We start from the raw sequence: 26,466 nt of genomic DNA, 5'->3' as shown, positions 1-26,466 counted from the left end.
TTTGCTACCTCTCCCATGACATGCCTGCAAGGGCAGAATGATAAATGAGCTCTCATTGCGGTTCAGTCCTTTCGGCAAACATGCCGAGATAGTCTTGCACCGGATTGAGAGGATAGTGACCGAAGGGTAGAAGATAGGTCTCCTGTCCCAAGACGCCTCCCCACTTCATTTCGTAGTAACGAAAATACAAAGGGAACGTAACTTGATGAATATGAGTGAGAAGCGGATCTGATTTTACCGTCGACGCCCCGTCGTTATGGTGTGTGACGCCAAGGCCGGTATACATGGTTTCATATCCTGCCAATCCCACTCTCCGGTACCAGTCTTGGTCGGAGAAGTACATCGGCAAATACATATCCCATGGGCCGGCTGCTCTAACGGCCTCCATATGATACGCCGCGAGCGTATCCAAATTTGTAAACGCAATGCCCCATCTTCTTCCTTCCCGCTGCCAAGCTGCCAAGGCGGCTAACAAGGCTTCCGGCGTCCCTTCATGCGCTTCCGCATCGTTATGCATATAGAGAACGGCGTCGCAATGGCGTTCCGCTCCCCATTTCTGCAACATATTTTGCGATTGGCTATGTGAAAGGGGAACAGGAGGTTCATACACCGATACAGTAGAAGATAAAGTATGATCCCGGCGCAAGTCCCGACCTTCTGAATTGTCGATGACCACCGTATGTGGCCAACAATGGCGAATGCTGTACACTGCCTGGTACAGTAAGTCCAGCCGATTAACGTAAAAGATACCAAGGATGTATTTCATGCGTTCCATCCCCTCCTCTATTCCAGAACACGGCGCTCCCCCTCTGGTGAATTCTCTACATTTAATGCAGAGCAGATGCCGCTTGTTAGGGACAAAATGCACCTTCCGTCGAAAATACCATCGAACCCTTGCTTCCGCTAGATGAGGCATAGCAATGAATGCTTGATCAGGCGGCAAGCGCCTTTTTACGATTACACGGACAATCCCCGAGTCTCTTTCCTATTCCGGTACATAGAATAATTCAGATTGTCTCTTCATGCGGTAATTCTATTAATGGGGGAATGATGAATGGCTATTGAGGATGAACATGTCCTACAGCAGAGCCTGCCTAAATTCAATGCTGGGCAGGAGGAGGAAGTGGAGGGGCTCAGCGCCGTCGGCAATCAAACGGATCGTACGAACATAACGGTGCATCCGGACCCGAATGTCAATCAGAATGCACTGTACGGGATTGTTGCAGATACTTCAACCAACCTGCCTATCAATAATGCAACGGTCGAGCTGTTCCAGGTGCAAGGCTGCGAATCGCTCAGTGAAGGGCTTGTCGTGACCAATGCCGAAGGGCAGTATTTATTTGCTGATTTACCAATTGGACAATATTATATCGTAGCAACGAAATCCGACTTTTTGCCAAACCAGAGCGATCAGATCCATCTAGCTGCACAGGAGTACGCCTCTGTAAACATCCACCTGAACGTCGATGAGAACGTAAATACTGGAACCGTCAGCGGGATGATAAAGGATAAGGTAAGCGGTGCACCGATTGCCGATGCGATTGTCGCTTTATATGAACTGACTGGTTCTATCGAAACGCTAACGTTAATTACGAGAACGAATGCGGCCGGATTATATATGTTCGGAAATCTTCCGCAAGGGCAATATAAAGTAAAGGCAACCGTTCACGCGGTGTCGGAGTGATTCCTATGACAATACGAGACCTTTACACACTGACGGCAAGTGCGCCTTTTTCATTAGAGTCAAGAGAAACAGAGGATATAAGTCTCCTGCTGACGAAAGTGCCGCCCAGCTTAAACACCCTCCTGTCCGGAAAAGTAGTCAAAGCAGCTGGCGGGGAGCCTATCGAAGGAGCCACTATTAAAGTATTCAGTTCGGATCTGGAACCGCTCTATCACACACTGACCGATGCAGAGGGAAATTATTCATTCGTAAACGTCATTCCCCCCGGAACGTACAAGGTTGCGGCCGTTGCGGAAAACTATTTACTCTCTGAAGTCAGAAGTTTCTCGATTCGAAAAAGAGTGCCTCTCACAGATAACTTTAAACTTGCATTCAATCCTTTGGCCTTTTATGGAATTATATATGGGAAAATAGTCGCTCAAGAAACAGGGGTCCCATTGTCTTATTGTACGATTGTACTATCACATCCCGATGAGACAGCTTATGCCGAAACGATAACCAATGAGAACGGAGAATACTTGTTCTACCATATACCGCCCGGCCATTATGACATCATTGCGAAGGCAACAGAACACCTCGATTCTGACACGTTCTCTGTCGAGCTTCATCCGAATGATCGGATCCAAGTCAATATGGGTCTTCGAACGGCAGCGATGGTCGAAACCGGGGCTGTCAGCGGAGTTATTCAAATCAATAATTCGCCTGCATCCAGTATCCCCGTCTTCTTATACCGGAAACAAGGGGAAGGCGAGGAAATCGTTCAAGTGCAAATGACCCAAGAAGATGGCCTGTATCTGTTCGGCGCAGTAGAGCGCGGAGAATATGTAGTGCGGGCAAAGCTGCAGGAAGGCGGCGTATATATCGAGGTTCTGTCGGTTACCTAAACCAACAAGTAGAACGGCTGAAATTGAATTCGCGTCATCCGTTCTACTTGTTCTTACATACGAGAAATGAGCACTTCATTGACAGGTCGTCTTAGACTCGGCAGCGCCTCCATCTTCGGGTAACCCATCCGGAATTGTATAACACTGTCCCAGCCGGGCTCGCCTATCATATCACGCAGCTTATCTCCGAAATGAGGAATCAGGTTCAAGGACAACTCCCGGTTCAATCCATAGAGAGATTGAAGGACGTCTTGCGGAATCGGCCTATGTTGATCATAGGGCCCCCGGTTCATGTGGCGATGGGGAATGGCTTGATACTGCTCGAAATGAACAGGCTCCGCAGGTACGCGATGTGGGCGCTGCGAGCGGCGTCATGTCGTTGCACCATTTGTTTACTTTGTCAGTTTCGATTGCATTCTTTCCATTTCTCTTCTGTCTTACTTCCGCCCCCATCATAACTGATTCGAATAGTTCCATTTTCCAGATTACGAATATTCATATTAAAAATACCCGTATCAATCGTGTTTTAGTTATAATTTTGAAAATATTGATTTATTATTGCTCTAAAAAAGAAATATATAGACAAAAACACGAATATTAATTATTATGTTAATCGTGTAAATCACAACGACTTACTAGAATCCGCTCAAGGGGTGTGCTTATGAAAAAAGTAGTAATGCTATTATCCATGTTGATGATGATCTGTATCGGATTGCCAAGTTACGGAGCGGCAGCGGCCAGCAGCGATGACCGGCCAATCGCCGTTCAAGGCGCTATGGATGTAGAAGTATCGGCGCTGCTCAAGCAAATGGGAAGCTATCGAACGGAAACCTACGGCTCTTATACCTATTATATTGGCTTCATCGACAGTGTTCCTGTCGTCGTATCGAGAACCGAAGTCGGCATGGTCAATGCCGCCGCATCGACAACGCTGCTTATCGAGAAATATCATCCGAAAGCGATTGTTAATCAAGGCACGGCGGGCGGACACGATCCGAACCTGCACGTCTTCGATACCGTCGTAGGCACGAAAGTGATGAATATCGGAAACTATCGAACCGAACGCTTTGCCGACGGTCAAGGAATTAAGCCGGAAACGTGGATTTTTCAGGAGACCTCGATACGCGAGCATGACCAAGAAACGTCCTATGAGACCTTCTCTAGTGATCCCGAGCTCGTCAAGGCCGTTCTAAGCGCCGCTCCTTCGTACAAGCATGGCAAAGTGACAGAAGGTTTTATCGGCAGCGCCGATGTGTGGAACCGGGAAGTCGACCGGATTCAGTGGTTCCATGATAAGCTCGGCACGAGCGCAGAAGAGATGGAAGCAGCAGCGGTAGCTCAAGTGGCGCAGGCGTTCCACGTTCCATACTTATCGCTCCGAACGATCTCGAACTCAGAAGTGTCGGGAGATACGATTGAAGATTTGACAACAGCAGGTCAATACGGGGCGGAATTCGCCGTTGAAGTCGTCAAAGCTATCGACCAACAAGTTCAATTCACTTCGCTGCCGTCGATCTATGTGAAGCAAGTCAAGCTGCGGAACCAACAGGCCGTATGGAACAGCAACGGCGAATGGTTAGTGCCAGTACGCAGCGTAACGGAATTTATGGGTGGTCAAGTGAAGTGGGACGATGCGAAGCAGCAATTCGCCATTCAACTAAATGAAGCAGAAGCTATCGTATCCCTTGCAGATGGCACGGTTGCCGTAGACGGCAAGCCGTATTCCCATACAGTGCTGAAGCAAGACGGAAGCGTCTGGGTCGATGCAGAGCTGTTTCATACCGCGTTAGGTTTAAGCGTCGATGTATTAGGCTCAGAGGTATATATTCAATAGGTTATTAATTGTTAATTACGCCATCCCTCTTACCCGGTCGTGACGGAGTGCCGCGGTCGACATCGGCTGCGTTCCGGTGATAGTATAAATACGTGTTCGAGAAACATAGGCACACAGCGACATACCGCCCGGAACGATGATGATCCGGCTGTACGAGGAGGAAATCATAATGGCAAACCGTTCAAAAGGATTGACGCTCGTCTATACGGGTGATGGGAAAGGGAAGACGACAGCCGCAATCGGCCTGTGCGTCCGGGCCGTTGGCCGAGGCTTTAAAGTGCTCATTCTTCAATTCATTAAAAGTCCGCAGCGCACATATGGAGAGCAGATTGCCCTCGAGAAGCTCGGAGTGGAGGTCAGACAGCTCGGCATCGGATTTACTTGGACCAAGACCCCGGAGGAACACCGGGAAGCTTTCGCGAAAGCTTGGGCGGAGGCGAAACGGGAAATCACGTCAGGAAGCTACGATATGATCATCTTAGACGAATTGAACAATGCGCTGGCGATTACCAGCTTTCCGATCGATGATGTGCTGCCGTTGGCTGAGATCATCGATGTGATTCAGCAGCGTCCAGAGAAGCTGCATGTCGTCATCACCGGACGTTCGTCCTTGCCAGAAATTAATGATATCGCCGATCTGGTTACGGAAATGCAGCCAGTGAAGCATTATTATGAGGAAGGCATTCCAGCGGTGCTCGGTCTGGAGTTCTAATACAAACGCCCGGATTGCTCTCACAGCAGTCCGGGCGTCTGTATATTTTAATCTTTTAATCCAACACTTTGTCTTTCGTCTCTGGCACGAACAGCAGCATGGTGAGCAGTCCAATCGGATAGATGATGAATACAAGCGACATCGCGCCCATAATATTGCCGCCGACCGCCAACGCGCCGATAATGGTCGGTCCAAAGCCCGCCAAGCCGCGCCCTGTACCGAAAATGAAGTTCTCTGCCGTGGAACGAGCCTCCGACGGGTAATTCTCCGCCAGAATCGCGCCGAAGCCGCCCATCATTCCGTTAGCGAAAAATCCGAGCAGCGCACTTCCCCATAGCAAGGCGGATTCACTCTGAAGGACAAAGAAATAAATAAGGCATGATACCGTACCGCCTATATAATAGATGGTAAATGTTTTGCGGCGGCCGATCTTGTCCGCCAAAATGCCGAAGATGGCGATACCAACCAGCATCCCTACCGTAGAAATGAGCATCCACCCACTTGCTTTTGCCAGAGAATAACCGTATTTCTGCGATAAAATCGTTGGCATCCATGTAAATATCCCGTAATATCCGAAATTCTGAATGAAGGACATAATGATAAGACCGAGGGTCGTCATCGTAATCTTCTTGTTGGCAAACAATTTTTTCAACGGGAATTTCCGGACCTGATTCAGCTGCTGTTGTTCCTCAGCAGTTATCGTACCTGCCGCTTCCTTCTGCTGCAGTTTCCGCTTCATCTCCTGCTTCCGTTCCCACAGCTTCGGTTCAGAAATGCTCTTTCGTACGAACACAGCCAGCAGTGCTGGTATGAGACCGAACAGGAATACGGCTCTCCAGCCGAACTGCGGCACGACGAGCGCTGGGATGATGGAAGCGCCAAGCACCCCCAACTGCCACCCGAGGGCGACACAAGATGTTGCTTTTGCACGCATTTTTTTCGACCAGGTTTCGGTAACGATAGCCATCCCCACTCCGAACTCACCTCCGACACCCATGCCGACCAGAAAGCGCAGGCCGAGAAGCTGCCAGTAACTATCCGCAAAATAAATGAGCGCCGTGGCGACGGAAAACAGCAAAATAGTCACCGTCATCACGCGAATCCGGCCGAATAAATCGGCCAAAAAACCGAACAGATATGAACCGACCATCATTCCGATAGTCGTCGCCAATGTCAAATTGCCGGCTTGCACCGGGCTTAGTGAAAAATCGCGAATAATAAATACAAGCACGAAGGACAGGAGCAGCATGTCCAATCCTTCTGCGGCGTAACCTAGGACAGAGCCGATAAGCGCCTTATAGCGCTGCCCCTTGCTTTCTGTCGGCTCCGACGCTTGCCGCTGTTGCGTTACAGCATTCCCCATGATGTCCCCAACTCCTGATGTTCGTTTTTTGCACAAAACTACAAACATTTAATCATAAAGGGAATTCAATTACAATTTATAGTTTCATCCAATTTATATAATCATATGTATTTCATTACAGGCACTTCCAGTTCCTTGCTATATATATGCGTTTCACCAACACTTTTAAAGAAAATGATACTTGTATGGGTTGAAATGGATGATTCGCACCTTTATAATGATAATGATAATCCTTATCAACTATTTGTTATTATCTTGTATACCGTTATTGTGATTGCGGCTTACTGTAACCGCTATTTAATAGAGCATTATGAATATAGAGGGGGAATCCCGCGTGGAACGTTTATACACGGAGCAACTCGATATCGCATATGGAGAGCTGTCGATTGTCAAAAACCTGAATATTGGCATTCCTTCAGGGAAGATTACAGCGCTGGTCGGAGCTAACGGCTCAGGCAAATCAACCATTCTGAAGGCCATGGCGCGTATTATGAAGCCAAAGGGCGGAAATGTCTTTCTAGACGGAAAATCGATTCATCAACAATCGACGAAAGACGTCGCCAAGCAGTTGGCCATTTTGCCGCAGAATCCGGTGGCTCCTGATGGATTAACCGTGTCAGAGCTCATTACCTACGGACGGTTCCCGCATCAGAAGGGCTTCGGCTCTTTAACAAAAGAAGATAAAGAGATTGTGCAATGGGCCATTGAAATGACAGGCATGGCCGAGTTCTGTGACCGCCCCGTCGATCAACTGTCCGGCGGACAACGGCAGCGCGCCTGGATTGCGATGGCGCTTGCACAAGGAACCAACATCTTGTTCCTGGATGAACCAACGACATTTCTCGATATGGCTCACCAGCTGGAAGTACTGAAATTGCTGCAGAAGCTCAACTCGGAGCAGCAACGCACCATTGTCATGGTCGTCCACGACCTCAATCACGCTACCCGCTACGCCCAGCATATGGTCGCCATCAAACGCGGTCAAGTCGTCTGCAGCGGATCACCGGCAGAGGTTATGACCCATGATGTACTGCGGGAAGTATTCGGGATTGAAGCGGACATCATTCCTGACCCGCGCACAGGCGTTCCTCTGTGCCTGCCGTACGAATTGGGCCGGAGCACCGCAGCTTCGACCTCTGCTGCTTCCAGCAATGCGATGAAGAACATGCAACGCCCACAGCCGATCGCGGCTGGATAGATAGCTGCATCCGAAGTAAAGGTTAGGCCGCTAGGGCAGCAAAGTTAGTTAAATACTTGTTGCAACGCTATCCACATGTGGACAACTTTTTCAGACACAGTTATCCCCTTTTATCCACATATGAAATGTGAGTTATGAACAACAAAAGCCGTCTCTTTCCGGTAAGCACACTGGAGAGGGACGGCTCTGTCTATTTCCTGATGGCGTATCAACAGTGACACGTGCAGACAGCTCAGACCATTTGCGAGCGAATACACATCGATTGATTCCTTACTGGTGAAAACAGACCTTTGTCCAGTTGTACAACCCCACGCCGATTGTTTCTGCTGTCATATTTATAAATGGTGTTCATTACACTTAATATGAATAGCACGAAGATATGAGCCCTGCGACGGCTTATATGTTCTGATAGGGAGAGAGTGGGGTTGAAAAGAAGAACAATGATGGAGCTTGTGTCCGGGTATGAGGCGAAGCGGTTCACCCCGGTAGAGATTACGATACAATACTTGAAGACGATTAAAGCGAAAAATCCGAAGCTCAACGCGTATATTACCATTACGAAGGAGCTCGCTCTTCGGCAAGCCCAAATGCTCGAAATGAAGCTGATGGCTGGCGAGCAGACGGGACAGCTGTTCGGAGTTCCCTTGTCCTATAAAGATAATTTCGCAACGAAAGGCATCCTTACCTCAAGTGGTTCCTTCATCGACCGGAACTTCATTCCGGACAAGAATGCCGCCGTCGTGCAGCAGATGGCTACAGAAGATGCCATTACTTTGGGAAAGACGAACATGCATGAGTATGCGTTCGGCATTACGTCTAACAATCCGCATTACGGCCCCGTCCGCAACCCATGGAATCCCCAGTATACGCCCGGCGGATCAAGCGGCGGATCAGGAGCGGCGGTAGCAGCCAATATGTGCGTGGCTTCGCTCGGCTCGGATACGGGGGGCTCGGTGCGGATACCGGCAGCCTCCTGCGGCGTCATCGGTCTCAAGCCGACCTATGGAACGATATCTACGGAAGGAGTATTCCCTATCTCATGGACGCTCGATACGGTCGGACCGATTACAGCCAATATGAACGATCTCGCGGTCATGATGGAGGCTTTGACGAACCGTGCCTATACCTCGTTCCTCGTGGAAGACATACGTGGAATGCGCATCGGTGTGCCTGCGAATTATTTCAATGAGCGCATCGATCCAGAGACATACAAGTTGTATTTGCAAGCCGTTACAGCACTTTCAAGCCTTGGCGCAATACTCATCGATGTCGACCTCCCCTTTCTGGAAGGCAATCAGGAGGCCGTACTGACCATTGCGACGGCCGAAGGCGGGTATGTGCACCAGAGCAGAATGGAGTGCTGCCTCTCTCAGTACGGTGCCGACGTAAGGGAGATACTGGAATCCTCCGCGAACATTACGGCGGTACAGTATATTGCGGCTCTGAAGAAGAAAGAAGGCTATATCCGGGAATTTCAACGGGTATTTGAACGCATCGACGTGCTGGCCACACCTACCCTGCCGATTCCGCCGCGGAAGATTGGCGTGGAGGAAGTGCAATTCGGCTCAGTAACTGAGACGATATTCGATACGATGACTCGATATACGGGTATTTTCAGCTTGGCGGAGGTGCCGGCGATGTCCATCCCGTGCGGCATTACTAGCGAGGGGCTCCCCGTCGGCTTGCAGTTGGTGGCTGGCTTGTACCGGGAGGATCAACTTATCCGGACCGGGTATGCCTTCGAGCAGAGCCAACTCGCTGATTTCTATAAGAAGAGAGACAGTCTGGAGACCTAGGCTGTCCGGGTAACCCTAGCAAGGCTGAGAACGAAACAAATACGGGTGTGAGGACTGTATTGTCCCCAGATAATACTCTGATTGGAGAGCCCTTGATTGATGCGCGAAGGCTCTTTTTGTTTTGGGTTTCTGGACAAGCTCAAGAGCCTTCCTGACGGAAGGCTCTTGTTCGTTGTATCGCGCTATCGCTGCTTCGTTCACCCGGCTGTGTCTCTCGTTGCGACTGATGCAGAAGGAGCTTGGCTGCGGCGTATCATGAAGAAATAGCACGTGACGGCACCCATGCCGCAGCAAGCGATGACCACTCCCATCGGAACGGCAGTCTGACTGCCCGCGATGCCGACCAGAGGGGCCGCAGCAGAACCTGCGATGAACGGCAGCAGGCCGAGCATAGCCGAAGCGCTGCCTGCCGTCTTTCCTTGATTTTGCATAGCCAGCGAGAACCCCGCGGTATTGACCATCCCTGTGCTCGATAACATGACGAACAGGCAGATTAAGACTGCAATTAGCGGAGCCTGCAGTAAAATGACCACTAGCAAGGCCACACCGCTAGAGGCAGCTAGCAAAATTCCGGTCAGGAACAGTCTGGACTCGTGAAATCTTGCAGCCAGCCGACCCGTCACTTGGGTAGCGAGAATGAGGCCGAAGCCATTTATCGCAAAGAACATGCTGAACGCTTGCGGCGATGCGCCATAAATATCCTGCAAGACGAACGGGGAGCCTGATATATAGCCGAACATTGCGGCCGTTACGAGGCCCTGCGTGCAAGCATAACCCATAAACACGCGGTCACCGATCAGGCCGCGGAACGTCGATAAAGTTGACTTCATTCCTCCCTTTGAACGGCGCTCGTGAGTCAGCGTTTCTGGAAGACCAAGCGCAGCTGATATAATCATCACAATGCTTAGCAGTCCGAGCACGACGAACACACCGTGCCATGAAGTCACCTTAAGCAGCTGTCCGCCTGCGATCGGCGCAAGAATGGGCGCAAGCCCGTTAATGAGCATCAGCAAGGAAAAGAACTTCGTCAGCTCCGTCCCGGAATACATATCACGCACCATCGCGCGTGCGATGACGATCCCGCCGGATCCAGCCATTCCTTGAACAAAGCGCAGAACGATAAGTCCCCAGATAGAAGGCACGACAGCACAAAGGAACGACGCGATCGCATAAACGATTAGTGAAATAATGAGCGGAATTCGACGACCGCGTGCGTCACTGAGCGGACCGAGAAACAGCTGTCCCACTGCTAACCCGAGCAAGCATGCTGTCAGACTGAGCTGGACCAGCGATGTGCTCGTATTCAAATCATTCGCGAGCATTGGCAACGACGGCAAGTACATATCAATGGAGAGCGGGCCGATAGCCGTCATCGACCCGAGAATCATAGCCATGGACAACCGTTGCTTGCGCGTGGAACGCGTGGAAGAAGGCCCGGGAGTATCCAGACGATTCGTGCGTATGTTCATTTCCGGCTTTCCACCTTTCTTTCATACAGTCTAGCTGTTGATTTTCATTATAATATTAAATCTTTTCATCATATAAAAAGGGTGGCTTCAGCCATTGAAGTCACCCTGTTCATTACATAAATCTGGCTGCAGAGCGTTATATTGTGACTGTTAGAGGTTGTTCAATAAGCCCCAGTGACCAATTTTGAACATGCATTTTTAGTAGAACTTCACTACTTCATCATGAGGCAAGAAGGAACGTTCCCCCGGCTGCTCCGCAGGCCATCCGAACGGCATTTGCCCAATCAAGGTCCACTGCTGCGGAATGCTCCATTTCTCTTTCACCTGATTATCAATGAGCGGATTGTAATGCTGCAGCGAGACGCCGAAGCCTTCCGCAGAGAGCGCTAGCCATACTGCATATTGCAGCATGCCGCTGCCTTGCTGTGACCAATTGTTGAAGTGCTCCTTATAGAGAGGGGCTTTCTCTTTCATAGTATCTACCGTCGCTTGATCCTCGAAGAACAACACGGTCCCTAATCCATCCTTAAACCCTTGCAAGCGCGCTTCCGTAGCTGCAAAACTATCGGCAGGCACGATAGCCCGCAACGTTTCTTTCACGAGATCCCACAATTGTTCATGACTCTCATCCATGAGCACGACCAGCCGACCACTCTGCATATTGAATGCAGATGGCGCATGAAGAGCCAATGTAACAATCTCATCAATGCGCTCCTTCTCCACCTTCGGGCTATTCGTTACAGCGCGAATCGAGCGTCTGCCTTGAATGGCTTCGACTAAAGTGCGGCTTTCCATTTGATTAGCCATCATCCATCATTCCTCTCGTAAGTAAAAATCTGAATTATATTCCCCTGAAACACGAGCTAGCATGCAAATACGCACAAGTGATATGTCTATTTCATCCTAAACCCCAATGTAACTATTATAGTTACAACGAGAATGATAATCAAGCATTGATTATTCCAGCATCAACACAAGCCTTGAATCATGGTTTAGACGCAGGAGCCATTAAGGATACAATCAGAATCCAATGTGCTGGGATGGAAAATACTTTATAAACAGTATGTTGCGCGCAATAAAAAGAAGCGCCGCGGCGTTAATATCGTCGTGGCGCTCCTCCTGTATTCGTTCATTGCGACGCTCTGCTAGTCTACACGGAACCCCCGCCCGGACGATCGAGATGGTACAGCTTCCGGTAACGTGGAACACGCTCCATTAAATCAGCATGCGAGCCTCTCATTTCAATTTTTCCGTTCTCGATAAAAATCACTTCATCCATCTGCTCCACCCCGACCAAATGATGCGTAATCCATACGAGCGACTTCCCTTGGATCGCCTCAAACATGGTGGCCAGCAGCTCCCGTTCCGTCCGCGGATCGAGTCCTACGGTCGGTTCGTCCAGAATAACGACAGGCGTATCCTGCAGCAAAATACGCGCCAAGGCGATCCGCTGCCGTTCGCCTCCGGAGAAGCGCTGCCCAGTCTCCAGCATCGGCGTATCATATCCCGCAGGAAGCGAATCGATTAATGCATCCAAGCGGACTTGCTTCGCTACGCGGCGGATATCCTCATCCGATGCATCCCGTTGGCCGAGCCGGATATTATTCGCCACCGTAGTGTCGAACAAGTGTGGGCTCTGGTTCAGCACGGAGATGACGCGCGGGATGGCCTCGCCGTAAGCGGACGCGGGGACACCGTTAATGGCGACGCTGCCCTGGCCCGGTGCAACCGCCCCTTGAATCAACTTCAGCAAGGTTGATTTGCCTGCCCCGCTACGGCCGATAAGCGCAATCTTCTTCCCTTGCGGGATATCCATTGAGATGCCATCGATGGTCCATGCATCCGCAGCATCATAACGGTAGCGCACCTCATCCATCGTTATGTGGGCATTGGTCTCCGCCGTCCGCAGCACTTCAGCCGGCACCGCCTGTTCAGCGGATCCGGCAGCTAGGCTGGACGAATCTTGAATTTTGCCAAGCCGCTCAAGTGAATCCTGGTATTGTGGAATCTTCTCGACAGCCTCGGATACGGGCAGGAATGCATCCATCAACGGGAACACAACGAGTGTGAAGGCAGCGATTAACGTGATAGAAATATGACCGTCCGCAGCCTGCTGTCCCGCCCAATAGGCCATAGAGACGACTGCCAGGCCTACCACGCATTGACCGATGAAGGTTCTCCATCTTGCCCACCCGCGCAGCGTCCCGTCCACCCGGGCGACAGCGGCTTCGTCCGTCTCATACGAGGCAACGAATTGTAGCGACCGTCCGCTGATGACCCAGTCGCTCATGCCGAGCACTGCATCGGTCAGCTTCTGATAGAGCCGGTTGCGTTCCTGCTTAACCTGCTTCTGCTTCGTTCTTGTGACCAGCAGGGAGATCCAAGGCAAGACGAATACAATAATGAGCAGATACAGCGCCATCAGAAGGGCAAATGGCACGTCGAACCAGCCCAAAGCCGCAATGCACACCACATACATCACGACAGCGATGATGCTCGGAAAGACGGTACGCAGGTACACATTTTGCAAATATTCAATATCATCCGCCAGCACGCCAAGAATATCCCCTGTGCGGAATCGGGAACGGATGAACAAGGCTTGCGGCTCCAACATGCGGTAGAGGCGAACCCTCATGCTTGATAAAATGCGCAGTACCGCATCATGCCCCACTAGACGCTCGATATAGTGTACCGCCGCTCTCCCGATCCCGAACGTTCGAACCAAGACGATTGGAACGTACACCATTAATATATTTTCCGGGCGAAGCGCAGACTTCGAAATGAGATAACCGGATGTGAACATAAGTGAACCGGCGCATAACGCGGTTAACATGCCGAGGGCAATGATGGTTGCGAAGCGCCAAAAATAGGTTCGTAAATAGGGGCGAAACCATGCTTCCCGTTTCAATATACTCCCTCCCCCTGTGATGCCATCATTTCGTAGTACACGCCTCGCTGCGCGAGCAACTGTTCATGCGTGCCGGTCTCGGCCACGCGGCCATGATCGAACACGATAATCCAATCCATATCCGGCATCCAGTGCAGACGATGGGTTGCCAGAAAGACTAGCTTGTGCTCGAACAAGGAAAGCATCGTCTCTTTTAATTCATACTCCGTTTCAATATCCAAATGTGCAGTCGGCTCATCCAGCAGCACGATCGGACGATCGCACAGGAACGCGCGCGCAAGCGCGACACGCTGCTCTTGACCACCGCTTAAGGCTCGTCCGCCGTTGCCGATCATCTCATCGCAGCCCTGAGGCAAGCTGGCTGTCAGCCCGGAAAGTCCAGCCGCAGATAAAGCACGTTCCACCTCTTCACTCGACGCCTCTGGGGCATAGAACCGGACATTGTCCGCCAGAGAGCTGCTAAAGAGGTAGGGATGCTGCGGAATGTAAGTCGTTTCCTTGCGCCACGCTTCATCGGTCAACGCATGAATGCTCTTGCCGTTCAACTCGAACTGCCCTGCCGAAGGATGCAGGAAGCCCGCCAGCACATCGATGAGCGTCGATTTTCCGGCTCCGCTCTCTCCGATAATGCCGATTTTTCGCATTCCTGTAACCTTGATCGAGACGTCTTCTAAGGAGGATGGCCCCTCTTCTTCATGCCGTACGTGAATTCCAGATAGCGTCAGCGTGCTTTCCTCTGTCCACGTGAAGGATGACGGCAGATCGGATGACATAGCCGACGCCGCATCATGAGCGAGAATGGAATCAATTGCCTTCCCAGCCTCTTTTCCGTTCAAGGTGGCATGATAATCGGCCCCCACCATGCGAACGGGCAGAAAATATTCCGGCGCCAATATAAGGATCGTCAACCCCGTTACCAGCGTCATGTTCCCTTCCACAAGGCGCAGCCCCAAGCTGACCGCCACCGATGCTACAGACAGCATCGTGAAGAAGTCGAGCGAGAAGGAGGACAAGAAGGCAACGCGAAGCGTCCGCATCGTCGCCGTCTGGTACTGGTCACTCACCCGTCCGATCGTGCCGCTGTGCGCGCGGCTGCGCCCAAGGAACTTGAGCGTTTCCAGTCCGCGAAGCGCATCGACGAAGTGGTTCGATAATATCCGGTACGACTCCCATTGCCGATCCATTTGCTTACGCGCGGCCAATCCGACCAGGATGAGGAACCCGATTAGAATGGGCATCGTCACGACGAGGATAATCCCCGCGACCAAGTCCTGCATGAAAATATAAGCGACCACCATAATCGGTGTAATCGCCGTGCCGATCATACGCGGCAGAAACAGCTCCAGATACGTGCGGAACTGCGCTACGCCTTCCAACACAAGCGTTACCAAATTTCCGGTTCCTTCTGACTTGGCAAATCTCGGACCGAGCTGAAACAGTTTCTCCATCAGCCGTTGCCGCACATCCGCTCCTGTCATTTCGGCAAAGCGGTACGCCACCTTCTGTTGAAGGAGAGCGGTAGCTTGACGGACAACAAAAGCAAGCAGGAACAACATTGTCGTTCCGGCCTGCTCCTGCAGCGGCTCCCCGGCAAAGAGGGCGGAAATGACTTCCGCCAACCACTTCGCCAGAAATATTATGGAAATACTTTGCACGAGGGCAAGGGCGGTCAATAAGAACAAAACCGGCTTGATCCCTTTGTATCCGAGTAAGTTGTTACCCATTAGTATTCCAAATGCTCCTTCTCATGTACGCGTTTGTGAAATACGAAATAGCTCCATATTTGATAGCCTAGCACGAACGGCAGCAGGGTTAACGTTACTATCGTCATCACCTTGAGCGAATATGGGCCTGAGGCTGCATTATGAATCGTCAGGTCGAACGCTTTGTCAATGGAGCTGACCATGACGCGCGGGAACAACCCAATGAACAGCGATGCAATCGATAATACAATGACCGTCCCCGTCATGCCGAAGGCCCAGCCGTCCTTTTTCTTCGAAGTAAAGGCGCCTGCCAGAACAAAAGCCACCACACCGAGCACCGCTACCGCGAACAGGATGCCTCCGTGCGCTTCGAACACATCAGTCATAAAGTAAGTCATCGTTCCGAACGCAACCAGCAGTATCGCAAGCGGGATCAACAGCTTATGAGCCAGCTTGCGCGCCCGTGCCTGCAAATCGCCGATCGTGCGCAGCGTCGTGAAGAACAACCCATGCACGAGACAAAGCATTGTAACGGTGACTCCGCCAACGAGCGTATACACATTCACCATGTCGAACAAGCCGGCGTTCATCTCCATGTTCTGGTCGATAGGAACCCCTTTAATGAGCCCTGAAAAGGCTACACCCAGCAGGAACGGTGGCAGCAGGCTGCCAAGGAAGATGGCAAGATCCCACGTCTTTTTCCAACGTTCGGTCTCCACCTTGCCCCGGAACTCGAACGCGACACCGCGCCCGATTAAGGCAAGCAGAACAACGACGAGCGGCAAATAATATCCGCTGAACATGGTGGCATACCAGTTCGGGAAGGCAGCGAACATCGCTCCGCCTGCCGTCAGCAGCCACACTTCATTCGCATCCCAGAACGGTCCGATGGAGTTGATGAGCACGCGGCGTTCTCCATCCGTGCGGGCCAGAAATTTCGTGGACATCCCTACCCCAAAATCAAATCCTTCCAAGAAAAAGAAGCCAACGAACAAAACAGCGACAAGTAAAAACCAAAGTTCATTAAGAGAAATCATGGTGTCCCTCCCGATCAAATGGGTCATTTGAATGTGCTGCCTTTACGGTTTCATTCGGACCCTTTTTGATGACACGAACGAACAAATATACCATTACTATACCAAGTATCGTGTAAATAGTTGAGAATGTGATTAAGGAGAATAGAACCTCTCCCCCGCTCACGCTCGGAGAAATGCTGTCCTCCGTCCGCATCAATCCGAATACGGTCCAAGGCTGACGGCCAAACTCAGTCATAATCCAGCCTGTCGTATTGGCGATAAATGGAAGCAAAATGGCAAACAACATAAAGCGCATAAACCAAGTGTTCTTGTTATCCAGCTTCTTGCGATAAGACAAGTACAAGCCATACATGGCGAGCAGAATCATGAGCGTTCCCGCGGCAACCATGATGCGGAAGCTCCAGAACGTCGTGCGAACCGGCGGAATGTAGTTGCCAGGACCATAGGTCTGCTCATATTCCGCTTGAATTTCGTTCATGCCCTTTACTTCACCAGAGAACTTGCTATAGGACAGGAAGCTGAGCAAATATGGAACCTTGAACTCCATACTATTCTCTTTCTTCTCCGGATCAATCGCCGCAAACACGGTCCAAGGCGCCGGATCCCCGCTTTCTCCCCACAAGCCCTCTGCGGCCGCCATCTTCATCGGCTGCGTGTGAACCAGATACTGCGCTTGCTGGTGGCCGAAGACGGCAACCAGGATGGACGAAATGAGTGCTACGATAACGCCGAGATGGAACGACTTTTTGAAAAATTCCGTATCTTGCTTCTTCAGCAGCTTATAAGCGCTAATACCAGTGATAAGGAACGCGCCCGTCGCAAAAGCAGCAAATATCGTATGTGGAAATTCCACCAACAGCTGGCCGTTCGTGATGAGGGCGAAGAAATCATTCATTTCCGCGCGCCCGTTATTAATCGTAAAGCCAACCGGTCTTTGCATGAACGAGTTTGCCGCCAAAATCCAGAATGCAGACATCGTCGTTCCAAACGCGACTAGCCAAATGCAGAGCAAGTGCAGCTTCTTCGATAACCGCTCCCAACCGAAAATCCACAAGCCGATGAAGGTCGATTCCATGAAGAATGCCAACAACGCCTCAATAGCGAGCGGCGCACCGAAGACGTCACCTACGAATCGGGAGTAATCTGACCAGTTCATCCCGAATTGGAATTCCTGTATAATCCCTGTTACTACACCGACGGCAAAGTTAATGAGGAACAGCTTCCCCCAGAACTTAGCCATTTTCTTATATTCTTCTTTTCCTTTGACGACATACATCGTCTCCATGATTGCGATTAGCAGCGCTAATCCAATCGACACTGGCACGAAGAAGTAGTGAAAAATCGTCGTCGATGCGAATTGGATGCGTGACAATATAACCGTATCCATCAGTTTCCCCTTCCACCTTTCTCTTCATAATTACAAATCATTAAGTCTATTAGGTCCCGTTCAACCCTAAGCGGCTTCTAATTGTATGAGGCGCTATTAGGCAAATATCGACATTGGCTTACCCCTATACCGGAGTCGAACACGGGATCAATGATGTTGATTACACGATTCATGTGATATTTTGTCAGATTAAGGCCTCTGGTAATGTGATTTATGTCACATCTTTTGGGGGAGAGATTGAGCAAAATGCGAACTTTGTGCCATTCGTCACAAAATAGTAATAATTGAAATATAAAAAGAAGAAAAATGACATTGAATTCTGGCCATCTCACTTCGTTCGGAGCCTATCCCTATCTGGTTTCTTCATGCCTTTCATATATGAATTACCGTAAATTGGAATACACTAGACCCGTCGAAGGTCTAGGATACGAACCGAACCGCAGACCATTTTCATGCAACCCTTATTGCATTAGGATGAAGATAAGAGATAAACAAGTACGACATAATGCATCGTGGTGCTTAATATAGAGTTCTCAGGGGTAAAGGAGTGGCTAGAAACGATGATAGAACGAGGAAATAAGACGAAGACACAGCGGAAAGCACAGGTGCTTGTATTGACAGGTGCCATTGGGCACGGCCATGTGCAAACGGCCAATGCGATCCGGGAATCGGCCGCAGCGTGGTTCCAGGAAGATGTCGATGTGCACGTCGTTGACTACATGGAACAGGTGGCACCCCATTTGCACGGGGTCGGCTCCTATTGCTTCATTCAGTGGCTTAAGCTGTTCCCGAATATGTACGGCTATCTGTTCGAGATGACACGCAAAGATCGCGGACTCGCCCAGTTGTTGAAAAGCGTTCGGCTGACCAGTCTGCGCCCCTTGTCCAAGCTGGTGCAGCGTATGAGACCAGACGTCATCGTCAGCACGTTCCCGGCTGCAAGCGCGGCCGTCTCGAAGCTGAAGGAACGCGGCCTCGTCGATTGCCCAGCCGTTACCGTCATTACGGACCATACGGATCACAGCTTCTGGATCCACCCGTACACCGATCTGTATATGGTCGGGTCACAGGAAGCACAGAACGTGCTTGTCGCGCAAGGCATCTCCGCGGCACGTATCGAGGTGACGGGAATTCCCGTACGTCCAGCCTTCTACAATACCTATGACAAACAAGAGCTGCGTGAACGCCACGGGCTAGACGGTTCCGCAATGACGGTGCTGATGATGGGCGGCGGATGCGGCCTGCTCGACGCATCGCTGCTGCGGGAGTTGGAGAAGGCTCCTTGGGCGAGCAGCATGCAATTCATCGTCATCTGCGGGCGCAACGAGCGGCTGCAGCAGCAGTTGGAACGATGGGCGGAGCTGACGCCCTTGCGCGTGCACATCGAAGGCTATGTCGAGGCCGTACACGAGTACATGGCAATGTCCGACCTGATGATTACGAAGTCAGGCGGCGTAACGACAACTGAAGCAGTCGTGCAGAAGCTGCCGCTGCTCGTCTATAAGCCGCTGCCCGGACAAGAGCAGGATAACATCCGCTACTTGCTTCGGAACGGGCTAGCCCGCCGAGCCAAGAGCGCGGACGACCTGCTGTCGAAGCTCGCTTCCTTCGAAGCTCACCCGGAGCAGTTGGAGCGAATGCGCGAGCGCGCACAAGCCGAGCAGCAGCATACGCCTGTCAGCGCGTTGCAGGCTATTCTGAACGTGCTGAATCAGCCGGCGATGCAGCGCAAAGCGGCTGGGCAATGGTTCCGGCGACGCAGAATCGTATAAGGGACTAATCGTCTAACCATCTATTTAAGCAGCTATTCGACCACTCGATAACAATTAGTCTATTACTCTATTAGTCTAATCGTATGTGTGACTGGTTATATGTGTGCCTAATCGTCAATCGCCGTCCAACTTTGGTCTGGAGCTTATGCATGGACGAATATAATCTAGCATACATGTCTGGACCAATTGGGTCTGGCGCTCATGCCTAACCGGCTTATATTTTGCGGTCAACCTAGACAACCTCGTCTGTGCCTATACACAGACGACTTCGGTCTGATGCTCACGCCCAGCCAGCTTCACTCTAACACTTGTGCCAACCAGCTTAACTCTATCGTCACGCCTAGATGACTCATTCTAACCACTTCGGTTGTCATTCTGGCCTAACTGCCCTCACTCTGACGCTCTCGTCTGGCCCGGTTCTTCCTGTTTAGATGTTTGGTAACGCGAATATGGATGAATCGGGATGCTCCGAGCCCAATGGAGGCTTCGATGAGAACATCCATTGGAAAACATACACCAGAATGTCCCGTTGCATGCAGAAACTATCCTTTTCGTTGGAAAACATCCAATCAAAAACACCCTATATGTGATCCTCAGCCATTTCGGATAATTCCACTGCACATTTTCCAATGGATCGCCCCGTCTACTGCCTTGACTCTAAGAAGCATTGGATAGAATCCAGCGGAATCAAGAGCACCATACTATAACTCAAAAAACAAGCTATTCCTCCGGCTAGTTCCACCTAGCCAACTGGACGAGTAGCTTGTTTTCGTTGCATGACGCGATTATCCTACACATTATTTCCGCTCCTGCTTCGAGTGGGCATACAACCGCTCCACCTTGTCATCGGGAATTTCCTTCTCTCCGTACCGCGCTTCATTGTACGCTTCACCCAACTCGGTCAAGACGCTAGTATTCGCTGCACGGTCCTGCCGTCCGATCTCCTGAACTGTCTCCTTCGGCGTCAGATAGGAGCGGTGCTCGTATCCCTTCGCCTCAGAGCGCTGCAGCTGATCCCGATACAGATAACGCACGCGTTCGCGATTGGTCTTCAGTTCCGAATATTTAGCATGCGGCCTCCCCCATCTCCGCATGGCCTGGTTCCAAGGCTGCATCACATTGCGGCGCAGCTTCTCCCACTGAAACATGCTCGTTTGCTCATCGATATACCCAACTTCTGACGGTGTCTCACCCTTTTGGCTGAAGAACTGAAGCAACCATTGCCATAGCTTCGGGAACCATTTCTTCACGGCAAATCGGAACAAGTAAATGAAGCCAGCAATGATGACGACCGCGAGAGCGCACCAGCCGGCGACGATGGCGATCCGCTCCAGCAGCTGCGCGAACGCGCTCGGCTCCTTGGCCTCCCCCAATCCCAACAGAGGCGGCGGCTCCGGCATTGACGGCGGTATGTCGGGCACGGCATCCGTCGGCGGACTGCTGCGGAACAGCCACCCGAGCAGCGATCGGGTCCAGTTCATAAGCGTATCCATCGCCGAACCGAACGTGTGCGCGACTGCCATCATAATAAAGGCAAAAAACGAACCGGCATACCACGCATTAATATGGCTCACCTGGGCCGGAACCGAGCTGCGAACACCTCCGGCATCACCAGATCCGGCACTAAGGTTGGCCTTGCGCAATTGGCTCCAGTTCATTTGAAACAGCGTGACGACGATGGCGATTATGCCAGCCCCTACCAGATGATCTTGAAACGGCATCATTTCTGGACGATATATAGATACGATATAAACAATGAAATAGACAGCCAACGCAATTCCGTTCCAATGCACGGTATCCATCCATAAGTCTAATTCGGACACAATCTTTACACCCCGGCCAAAGAGAACGAAGCACATTACAAGAGACACGATGCGGGGGATATCTATCGGTCCGAACGCAGCATACAGCACGCCCCCGATAACCAGTACCAACATGAGCCATAGGTTATCCCGCTTCCAGCGGAAGATCTTTTTCGCCATGACGCCGAGCAATGCAAACAGAGGCAATATGCCATACCAGAACGAGGCGCCTGCCTGTTCGGGAAGCAAATATACAGTAAGCAGAAATACGATCGGAAACGCCAACACGTATTCCAACAGGCCGCGGCATCCGTCTGATATCCATTTGGATTTATCCGGCATTCGGATTCACCTCTTTCGCTTCAGTCACTCGCCGGCTCGGCTCGGGCAGGACGACCAGCTCGACACCGTTGCCCCTCAATCGAATTCGGGATAGAACCGCGTTGCCATCGCTCGGCCGAATCGGCGTTATGATGACGAAATCAGTATTCGCCGCATCCTCCCACTGCTTCATTAGTGATTCGAACGACAAGGTCAGCTCCAGCTCCAGCTTCGACATTAGATCGAACATGGCGGACAGGTGGTGCGAGCCCGCAGCCGGTGTTAGCGTTACCGCTTGCCCCTTGGGATGGTCGTGCAAGCTTCCGTTACAGCTGAACCCCGTCTCGATGCCTTTCATCACAGTCAGGTTCGCAATGGAAGCCGCGTATGAGATCGCCTGCTCGACGCCTTCCGGCCTCGTAACCTTGGACCACATCCGTTCGCTCGTTTCAAAATTAACGATAATCATCAGCTTGCGGTCCGCTGTATAGTCGAACTTATGCACTTGCAGCTGGTTCGTCCGGGCCGTCGCCTTCCAATGCACCGACTTCAGTGAATCGCCGGCACAATACGGTCGTACGCCTGATTTCCAAAACGGATCCTCCAGTATCCACCGGCGCACGGTAATGTCCCCAATCCAGCTTTTATTGGAAAAAGGGATGTGCTCGATCGGCACCAATTGAGGAAATACGACGATTTCCAAAGAAAGCGGGATCCTTCTGACCTTATCGATAATTCCGAACGGATCGCCCACAGTCATCGTCGCACTGTCCAGCTGGTACACCCCCCGCCTCGTGCAAGTAATGTGGTGCCTTCGCACGATTTGGGTATAAGGCATCAGCGCGAACAAGCTCTTATGGTTCTGCGAGATTTCCCCGACATCCACATCAAGGTTGCTCTGACTCTCGAACCGGAGCGAGCTGTGGATCATAGATTCCAGGCGCACCCAAGACAGCGGCAACAGCTTGTCATTTCCGATAGTCTCAATCATCTCTACGCTCTCACCGACGAACAGCTTCTGCTTCGTGAACGTGCGTGTGTAGTATACGTTCTTCAACGCCAACTTCTTATACACTATCCCAAGCAGCGCCAAGGCGATGCCCAGGAACAATATCAACCAATGGAGCGGCATCATGATGCCCCCTTACTCCGTCAATTGCGGTTCCGTCGGCACAGGAACTTGGCTTACGATGTGCTGCAATACCGACTCCGCATAGGATGTGTGGAGCTGGGATGTGTTGTGAAAGAGCAGCCGATGGGCCAGCACGGGAACGACCATGGCCTTCACGTCATCTGGTGACACATAATCGCGGCCGCCTGTAACGGCATACGCCTGAACCGCGCGCAGCAGCGCTTGGCCGGCCCGGGGGCTGGCACCGAGCGCTATCTCATGGTGCTTGCGTGTCTGTTCCACGATTTTGAGCAAATACTCCAGAATCGAGTCATCGACGTGCACGTTCGTGTAATGCTTTTGCGCAATCACGATATCTTCCTTGGAAGCGACGGGCTCGATGCTTTGCAGCGGGTTGCCGAAGCGGAATCGTGACAGGATCGCTTTGCTCTCATCGAAAGAGGGATAACCCATCTTCAGCTTCAGCATGAAGCGGTCTAGCTGTGCTTCCGGAAGTGGAAAAGTCCCGTAATTGTCTAGCGGGTTCTGTGTTGCTAACACGATAAACGGCTCCTCGAGCACGAGCGTGTCCCCGTCAATGCTAACTTGCCGCTCCTCCATGCACTCCAAAAGACTCGATTGCGTCCGCGGTGTAGCCCGATTTATTTCATCTGCAAGCAGCAGATTGGTGAATACAGGACCTGGGCGGAATTGGAACTCACTGACCTTCTGGTTGTACACATTCATTCCGCTCAAATCCGTTGGCAGCAGGTCGGGCGTAAATTGAATGCGCTTAAAGGTACTGTCAATCGATTTCGCGATTGATTTCGCGAGCAGCGTCTTTCCAGTACCGGGAACGTCTTCCAACAGCACATGGCCTCCCGTGATAAGAGCGACGAATATCATATCGATGGTCTCGTCTTTACCGACGATGACATGTTGCACATTTTCCTTTATCGATTGGGCCAAAGCATGAATGTGGGATAACTCCATGGAAGCAGGCACCTCGTTTCGTATGGATTTCACAGGAAACCGTTTTCTTGGATCCATCCTTCTTCCTTCTCCATTATCCTGCTGAATTCCTTTTCGATCTCGATTTCCCACACTTACGAATTGGACCATGCATGGAGATTAATAAATTACCACCTACATACTCACGCCTTTGTTTACATTACATATTTATGGAATTATTTCCAACATGTTACATACATCTATATTGAATCCATGATACTGTATGGGCGAATTGTTCCTAGAGGAGGAGGTTGTAGTAACTTAAAACCGATGAACACAAATAAAAAACAACATTTTAAAAAGCCATTGACATTTATCCAATTGATAACTTACCATAAATATAGAAAAATAAAACAAATTTAGAAATTGGAGGGTTTCATTATGGGTTTGTCTGTGAGCAAAATGAAGTTCGTAACTGGTATTTTGCTGTTTAGTGCAATGCTGCTGCTAGTTGTAACTGTTTTATCGCCTTTCGCCACTGCTCAAGCTCTTGCTGGAGACAAAAGTAACGAAGCTACTTCTCAATTTGAAGAAGAATTAGCGTTTATTTTTGAGGAAGCATCCACGCTAAAAGATGGACTATTTGTTCTTGACACTGAGAAAATTGAGCAACGATTCGGCAAAGATCAAGTAGAGGGTATTGCTCTATTAGTTGAATTTATCAACAGTACTGCCCCTGGTTCAATGTCTACATTTAGCTTTGGATCCTGTATGTTGGATGCTTTGAAGGATTATTTGGGAATATCGGTTGTTGAGGCAGCACTAAGTGGTGGGTTGTATGCTTATTTAGTAAAAAAGGCATGGAAAGATGCTGCCAAATTACTTGTTCGCTATGCAATTACTATGAACGTTGCGGGTTTAACAGCTACTCTTATTTTCTATAGCGGCAAGTGTGCCATTTGGGGTTACAAAGCAGACGGCGAGATAGCTTATGGATAAAAGCAAGTTACCGAGCAGATTTAGTTTCATTATTTTCCCTATAATATTCTTCCTATCCTTTGTTGCAATAAAGCTCTTATTTTCCTCCTTAGATTTCACAGAGATACTCACTGATATAGCCTTGATTTTAGTTATTTATTACATCATAGTAGCAATTTATTGGTTTTTTTTCAGAAAAAAATAGCGATGCTTTCTACATTACAAGACTTCTCCAATAAGGAGGAGTCTTGTTATCAATTAGAGACAAGGCCGGATCTGCGCCCGATTTAAATACGTTGTTGTAAATATTTGCCTAATGTTATTTTTACTTGTATCGATTCTATCATCAATCTGTATTCCAATCAATCAGCCCCTCGCTCGTGAGAACGCCCGATCCACGAAAGACACGTCTAACTGAAATCATGATTGGCCGGTAAATTGGTTATAGTAACATCGACACGATGTCCAAGGAGGAATATTCAATGGATAATACGCATGAATTTGTAGAAAAACTGCACGATGCGCAACAGAAGAATGAGAAGAACAGAAAGAGCGGCAAAGGCAATCCCGGCCACAGCTTGCCCGGCAAGAAGAAGAGCACAAACAAATAACGGCGGGAAAATAGATATGCTGTCTGCTTTGCGAATGGAAGCACCGTCCCTGCGATCTGAATCATCGCAGCCTATGGTTAAACACCTGCCTTTTTCTTCATGCAAAAAAGCCATGATCCCGAGGATCAGGGCTTTTTGTATACGAAACCTGTTCATGTATCCTCGGTATTTGAATAAACCATGCAATATTGCTCCAAATCGCTGTTCGGAAGCGGAATGACATCAACGATGCTAAAGCCATAATGCTCATATACCAGGATGTTGTCCGGATTTTGCGTTTCCAGCGTGCATGCGATGCTGCGTCTGTTGCATTCCTCTATTAGAGGCTTCATGATGCGAGAGACGAAGCCTTGCCCCCGATATTTGGATTGCACCACGAGCATGTCGAGGTGAATGTACTCCTGATTGCCTAGCATGGACAACCATGCCGAGCTCATGCTGTGCAAGATGGCTATCCCTCTTGCAAATTGCCTGATGCCGATGTAGCGGCATATCGGAATGGACTTAACGATAGCAAGCAGCATTGCAGATACGTCCTTGAATCGCGATACGATGGATAATCCAGTCCGATCTGATCGGAATACGAGCGCGACCGCCTCCATGTTGCCGGAAGTCGAGTAAACGTCGGAGTACGGATACAGCATCGTGACATAATTGCAGAAAAAGATTCGGAGCACATCGAGCCTTGTCGAGCGGTCGGGCAAGATATGCTGGTACAACGGATCTTCCACAAAGCCTTCGGCAAGTACGTCGGCTGCTCTGCGGATGTCTTTACGGTCTAGTGTTATCAATGGCGTGCTACAAATAGTTCCACCCCGGATCTGTAAAAGTGTCGTTCTTGGATGCGAAGCGCCCTTGTTCAGCGCCTGCGTTATCATCGTACCGCCGGAGGAACGACGAGTCAAACCCGCTGCGCGCATGTCCCGACCGGAGACGTGGCTAGTC

22 protein-coding genes are annotated in these 26,466 nt (G+C 50.4%); 9 read left to right on the top strand and 13 right to left on the bottom strand.

The features are described 5' to 3' along the window. Positions 1-52: 52 nt before the first annotated feature. A complete protein-coding gene (locus M3650_RS19885; RefSeq protein ID WP_251577127.1) occupies positions 53-766 on the bottom strand; it encodes a glycosyltransferase family 2 protein in 714 nt (237 codons plus the stop codon). Positions 767-1,054: 288 nt separating this feature from the next. On the opposite strand from M3650_RS19885, the gene M3650_RS19880 reads away from it, so the two are divergent. Then, a complete protein-coding gene (locus M3650_RS19880; protein ID WP_251577125.1) occupies positions 1,055-1,684 on the top strand; it encodes an MSCRAMM family protein in 630 nt (209 codons plus the stop codon). 5 nt (positions 1,685-1,689) lie between these two features. Next, positions 1,690-2,568 (top strand): MSCRAMM family protein, encoded by an 879-nt coding sequence (locus tag M3650_RS19875; protein ID WP_251577123.1) that lies wholly within the window; start codon positions 1,690-1,692, stop codon positions 2,566-2,568. Positions 2,569-2,621: 53 nt separating this feature from the next. Here M3650_RS19875 and M3650_RS19870 read toward each other — a convergent pair whose 3' ends face one another. Then, positions 2,622-2,861, bottom strand: coding sequence for a hypothetical protein (locus tag M3650_RS19870; RefSeq protein WP_251577121.1), 240 nt, complete (start codon positions 2,859-2,861; stop codon positions 2,622-2,624). A gap of 368 nt (positions 2,862-3,229) precedes the next feature. Here M3650_RS19870 and M3650_RS19865 point away from each other — a divergent pair, with 368 nt between their 5' ends. Then, on the top strand, positions 3,230-4,402 hold the full coding sequence (locus M3650_RS19865) for a phosphorylase family protein (protein WP_251577119.1): 1,173 nt from the start codon (positions 3,230-3,232) through the stop codon (positions 4,400-4,402). A gap of 169 nt (positions 4,403-4,571) precedes the next feature. Further along, complete coding sequence (cobO, locus tag M3650_RS19860) at positions 4,572-5,114, top strand: cob(I)yrinic acid a,c-diamide adenosyltransferase (RefSeq protein ID WP_251577117.1); 543 nt, start codon at positions 4,572-4,574, stop codon at positions 5,112-5,114. A gap of 55 nt (positions 5,115-5,169) precedes the next feature. On the opposite strand, the gene M3650_RS19855 is transcribed toward cobO, so the two are convergent. Next, on the bottom strand, positions 5,170-6,477 hold the full coding sequence (locus tag M3650_RS19855; RefSeq protein ID WP_019421266.1) for an MFS transporter: 1,308 nt from the start codon (positions 6,475-6,477) through the stop codon (positions 5,170-5,172). Positions 6,478-6,811: 334 nt separating this feature from the next. Between M3650_RS19855 and M3650_RS19850 the strand changes: the two genes are divergently transcribed. Both M3650_RS19850 and M3650_RS19845 read left to right on the top strand, forming a co-directional pair. Continuing rightward, entirely contained in the window at positions 6,812-7,675 is an 864-nt protein-coding gene (locus M3650_RS19850) for an ABC transporter ATP-binding protein (protein WP_019421267.1), read from the top strand. Positions 7,676-8,100: 425 nt separating this feature from the next. After that, positions 8,101-9,471 carry an amidase gene (locus tag M3650_RS19845; protein ID WP_251577115.1) on the top strand — a complete coding sequence of 457 codons (1,371 nt, stop codon included), beginning with the start codon at positions 8,101-8,103 and terminating at the stop codon, positions 9,469-9,471. Between the two features lie 197 nt (positions 9,472-9,668). Here the strand turns inward: M3650_RS19845 and M3650_RS19840 are convergent, their stop codons facing one another. From M3650_RS19840 to M3650_RS19815, 6 genes are all read right to left on the bottom strand, one after another. Further along, positions 9,669-10,940 carry a multidrug effflux MFS transporter gene (locus M3650_RS19840; protein ID WP_251577113.1) on the bottom strand — a complete coding sequence of 424 codons (1,272 nt, stop codon included), beginning with the start codon at positions 10,938-10,940 and terminating at the stop codon, positions 9,669-9,671. Positions 10,941-11,138: 198 nt separating this feature from the next. Continuing rightward, positions 11,139-11,750 (bottom strand): nitroreductase family protein, encoded by a 612-nt coding sequence (locus M3650_RS19835; RefSeq protein ID WP_019421270.1) that lies wholly within the window; start codon positions 11,748-11,750, stop codon positions 11,139-11,141. A 340-nt stretch (positions 11,751-12,090) separates the two neighbouring features. Then, entirely contained in the window at positions 12,091-13,848 is a 1,758-nt protein-coding gene (gene cydC, locus M3650_RS19830; protein WP_251577111.1) for a thiol reductant ABC exporter subunit CydC, read from the bottom strand. After that, positions 13,845-15,572, bottom strand: a complete 1,728-nt coding sequence (gene cydD / locus M3650_RS19825) for a thiol reductant ABC exporter subunit CydD (RefSeq protein ID WP_251577109.1) — start codon at positions 15,570-15,572, stop codon at positions 13,845-13,847. Before cydD ends, cydC begins: the two co-directional genes overlap by 4 nt. Continuing rightward, the gene (gene cydB, locus M3650_RS19820; protein ID WP_019421273.1) at positions 15,572-16,588 is read right to left on the bottom strand and encodes a cytochrome d ubiquinol oxidase subunit II; all 1,017 of its coding nucleotides are present in this window, start codon (positions 16,586-16,588) and stop codon (positions 15,572-15,574) included. Before cydB ends, cydD begins: the two co-directional genes overlap by 1 nt. Then, complete coding sequence (locus tag M3650_RS19815; RefSeq protein ID WP_251577107.1) at positions 16,575-17,975, bottom strand: cytochrome ubiquinol oxidase subunit I; 1,401 nt, start codon at positions 17,973-17,975, stop codon at positions 16,575-16,577. The genes cydB and M3650_RS19815 overlap by 14 nt, the downstream gene beginning before the upstream one ends. 560 nt (positions 17,976-18,535) lie before the next feature. On the opposite strand from M3650_RS19815, the gene M3650_RS19810 reads away from it, so the two are divergent. Next, a complete protein-coding gene (locus tag M3650_RS19810; RefSeq protein WP_251577104.1) occupies positions 18,536-19,747 on the top strand; it encodes an MGDG synthase family glycosyltransferase in 1,212 nt (403 codons plus the stop codon). Between the two features lie 797 nt (positions 19,748-20,544). On the opposite strand, the gene M3650_RS19805 is transcribed toward M3650_RS19810, so the two are convergent. The 3 genes from M3650_RS19805 to M3650_RS19795 are packed head-to-tail and all read right to left on the bottom strand — an operon-like array spanning position 20,545 to position 23,974. After that, entirely contained in the window at positions 20,545-21,891 is a 1,347-nt protein-coding gene (locus M3650_RS19805) for a DUF4129 domain-containing protein (protein ID WP_251577102.1), read from the bottom strand. Next, positions 21,881-23,002, bottom strand: a complete 1,122-nt coding sequence (locus tag M3650_RS19800) for a DUF58 domain-containing protein (protein WP_251577100.1) — start codon at positions 23,000-23,002, stop codon at positions 21,881-21,883. Before M3650_RS19800 ends, M3650_RS19805 begins: the two co-directional genes overlap by 11 nt. Positions 23,003-23,014: 12 nt before the next feature. Then, a complete protein-coding gene (locus tag M3650_RS19795; RefSeq protein ID WP_251577300.1) occupies positions 23,015-23,974 on the bottom strand; it encodes an AAA family ATPase in 960 nt (319 codons plus the stop codon). A 399-nt stretch (positions 23,975-24,373) separates the two neighbouring features. On the opposite strand from M3650_RS19795, the gene M3650_RS19790 reads away from it, so the two are divergent. Beyond that, complete coding sequence (locus M3650_RS19790) at positions 24,374-24,931, top strand: hypothetical protein (RefSeq protein WP_251577098.1); 558 nt, start codon at positions 24,374-24,376, stop codon at positions 24,929-24,931. Between the two features lie 440 nt (positions 24,932-25,371). Then, entirely contained in the window at positions 25,372-25,521 is a 150-nt protein-coding gene (locus tag M3650_RS19785; RefSeq protein ID WP_311295110.1) for a DUF4023 family protein, read from the top strand. Positions 25,522-25,673: 152 nt separating this feature from the next. Here M3650_RS19785 and M3650_RS19780 read toward each other — a convergent pair whose 3' ends face one another. Next, complete coding sequence (locus M3650_RS19780) at positions 25,674-26,441, bottom strand: GNAT family N-acetyltransferase (RefSeq protein WP_251577096.1); 768 nt, start codon at positions 26,439-26,441, stop codon at positions 25,674-25,676. Between the last annotated feature and the right edge of the window lie 25 nt (positions 26,442-26,466).

This window comes from Paenibacillus sp. MER TA 81-3 (genome assembly GCF_023713585.1).
GTDB lineage: Bacteria > Bacillota > Bacilli > Paenibacillales > Paenibacillaceae > Paenibacillus_B > Paenibacillus_B profundus.
This window is presented reverse-complemented; position numbering and strand designations above follow the sequence as displayed.

Bases quoted from the DNA above. Each gene is read 5' to 3' on its own strand.
- M3650_RS19885 (WP_251577127.1), bottom strand. From the start codon at position 766: ATGAAATACATCCTTGGTATCTTTTACGTTAATCGGCTGGACTTACTG.
- M3650_RS19880 (WP_251577125.1), top strand. From the start codon at position 1,055: ATGGCTATTGAGGATGAACATGTCCTACAGCAGAGCCTGCCTAAATTC.
- M3650_RS19875 (WP_251577123.1), top strand. From the start codon at position 1,690: ATGACAATACGAGACCTTTACACACTGACGGCAAGTGCGCCTTTTTCA.
- M3650_RS19870 (WP_251577121.1), bottom strand. From the start codon at position 2,861: ATGAACCGGGGGCCCTATGATCAACATAGGCCGATTCCGCAAGACGTC.
- M3650_RS19865 (WP_251577119.1), top strand. From the start codon at position 3,230: ATGAAAAAAGTAGTAATGCTATTATCCATGTTGATGATGATCTGTATC.
- cobO (WP_251577117.1), top strand. From the start codon at position 4,572: ATGGCAAACCGTTCAAAAGGATTGACGCTCGTCTATACGGGTGATGGG.
- M3650_RS19855 (WP_019421266.1), bottom strand. From the start codon at position 6,477: ATGGGGAATGCTGTAACGCAACAGCGGCAAGCGTCGGAGCCGACAGAA.
- M3650_RS19840 (WP_251577113.1), bottom strand. From the start codon at position 10,940: ATGAACATACGCACGAATCGTCTGGATACTCCCGGGCCTTCTTCCACG.
- M3650_RS19835 (WP_019421270.1), bottom strand. From the start codon at position 11,750: ATGATGGCTAATCAAATGGAAAGCCGCACTTTAGTCGAAGCCATTCAA.
- cydD (WP_251577109.1), bottom strand. From the start codon at position 15,572: ATGGGTAACAACTTACTCGGATACAAAGGGATCAAGCCGGTTTTGTTC.
- cydB (WP_019421273.1), bottom strand. From the start codon at position 16,588: ATGATTTCTCTTAATGAACTTTGGTTTTTACTTGTCGCTGTTTTGTTC.
- M3650_RS19815 (WP_251577107.1), bottom strand. From the start codon at position 17,975: ATGGATACGGTTATATTGTCACGCATCCAATTCGCATCGACGACGATT.
- M3650_RS19810 (WP_251577104.1), top strand. From the start codon at position 18,536: ATGATAGAACGAGGAAATAAGACGAAGACACAGCGGAAAGCACAGGTG.
- M3650_RS19805 (WP_251577102.1), bottom strand. From the start codon at position 21,891: ATGCCGGATAAATCCAAATGGATATCAGACGGATGCCGCGGCCTGTTG.
- M3650_RS19800 (WP_251577100.1), bottom strand. From the start codon at position 23,002: ATGCCGCTCCATTGGTTGATATTGTTCCTGGGCATCGCCTTGGCGCTG.
- M3650_RS19795 (WP_251577300.1), bottom strand. From the start codon at position 23,974: ATGGAGTTATCCCACATTCATGCTTTGGCCCAATCGATAAAGGAAAAT.
- M3650_RS19790 (WP_251577098.1), top strand. From the start codon at position 24,374: ATGGGTTTGTCTGTGAGCAAAATGAAGTTCGTAACTGGTATTTTGCTG.
- M3650_RS19785 (WP_311295110.1), top strand. From the start codon at position 25,372: ATGTCCAAGGAGGAATATTCAATGGATAATACGCATGAATTTGTAGAA.
- M3650_RS19780 (WP_251577096.1), bottom strand. From the start codon at position 26,441: ATGCGCGCAGCGGGTTTGACTCGTCGTTCCTCCGGCGGTACGATGATA.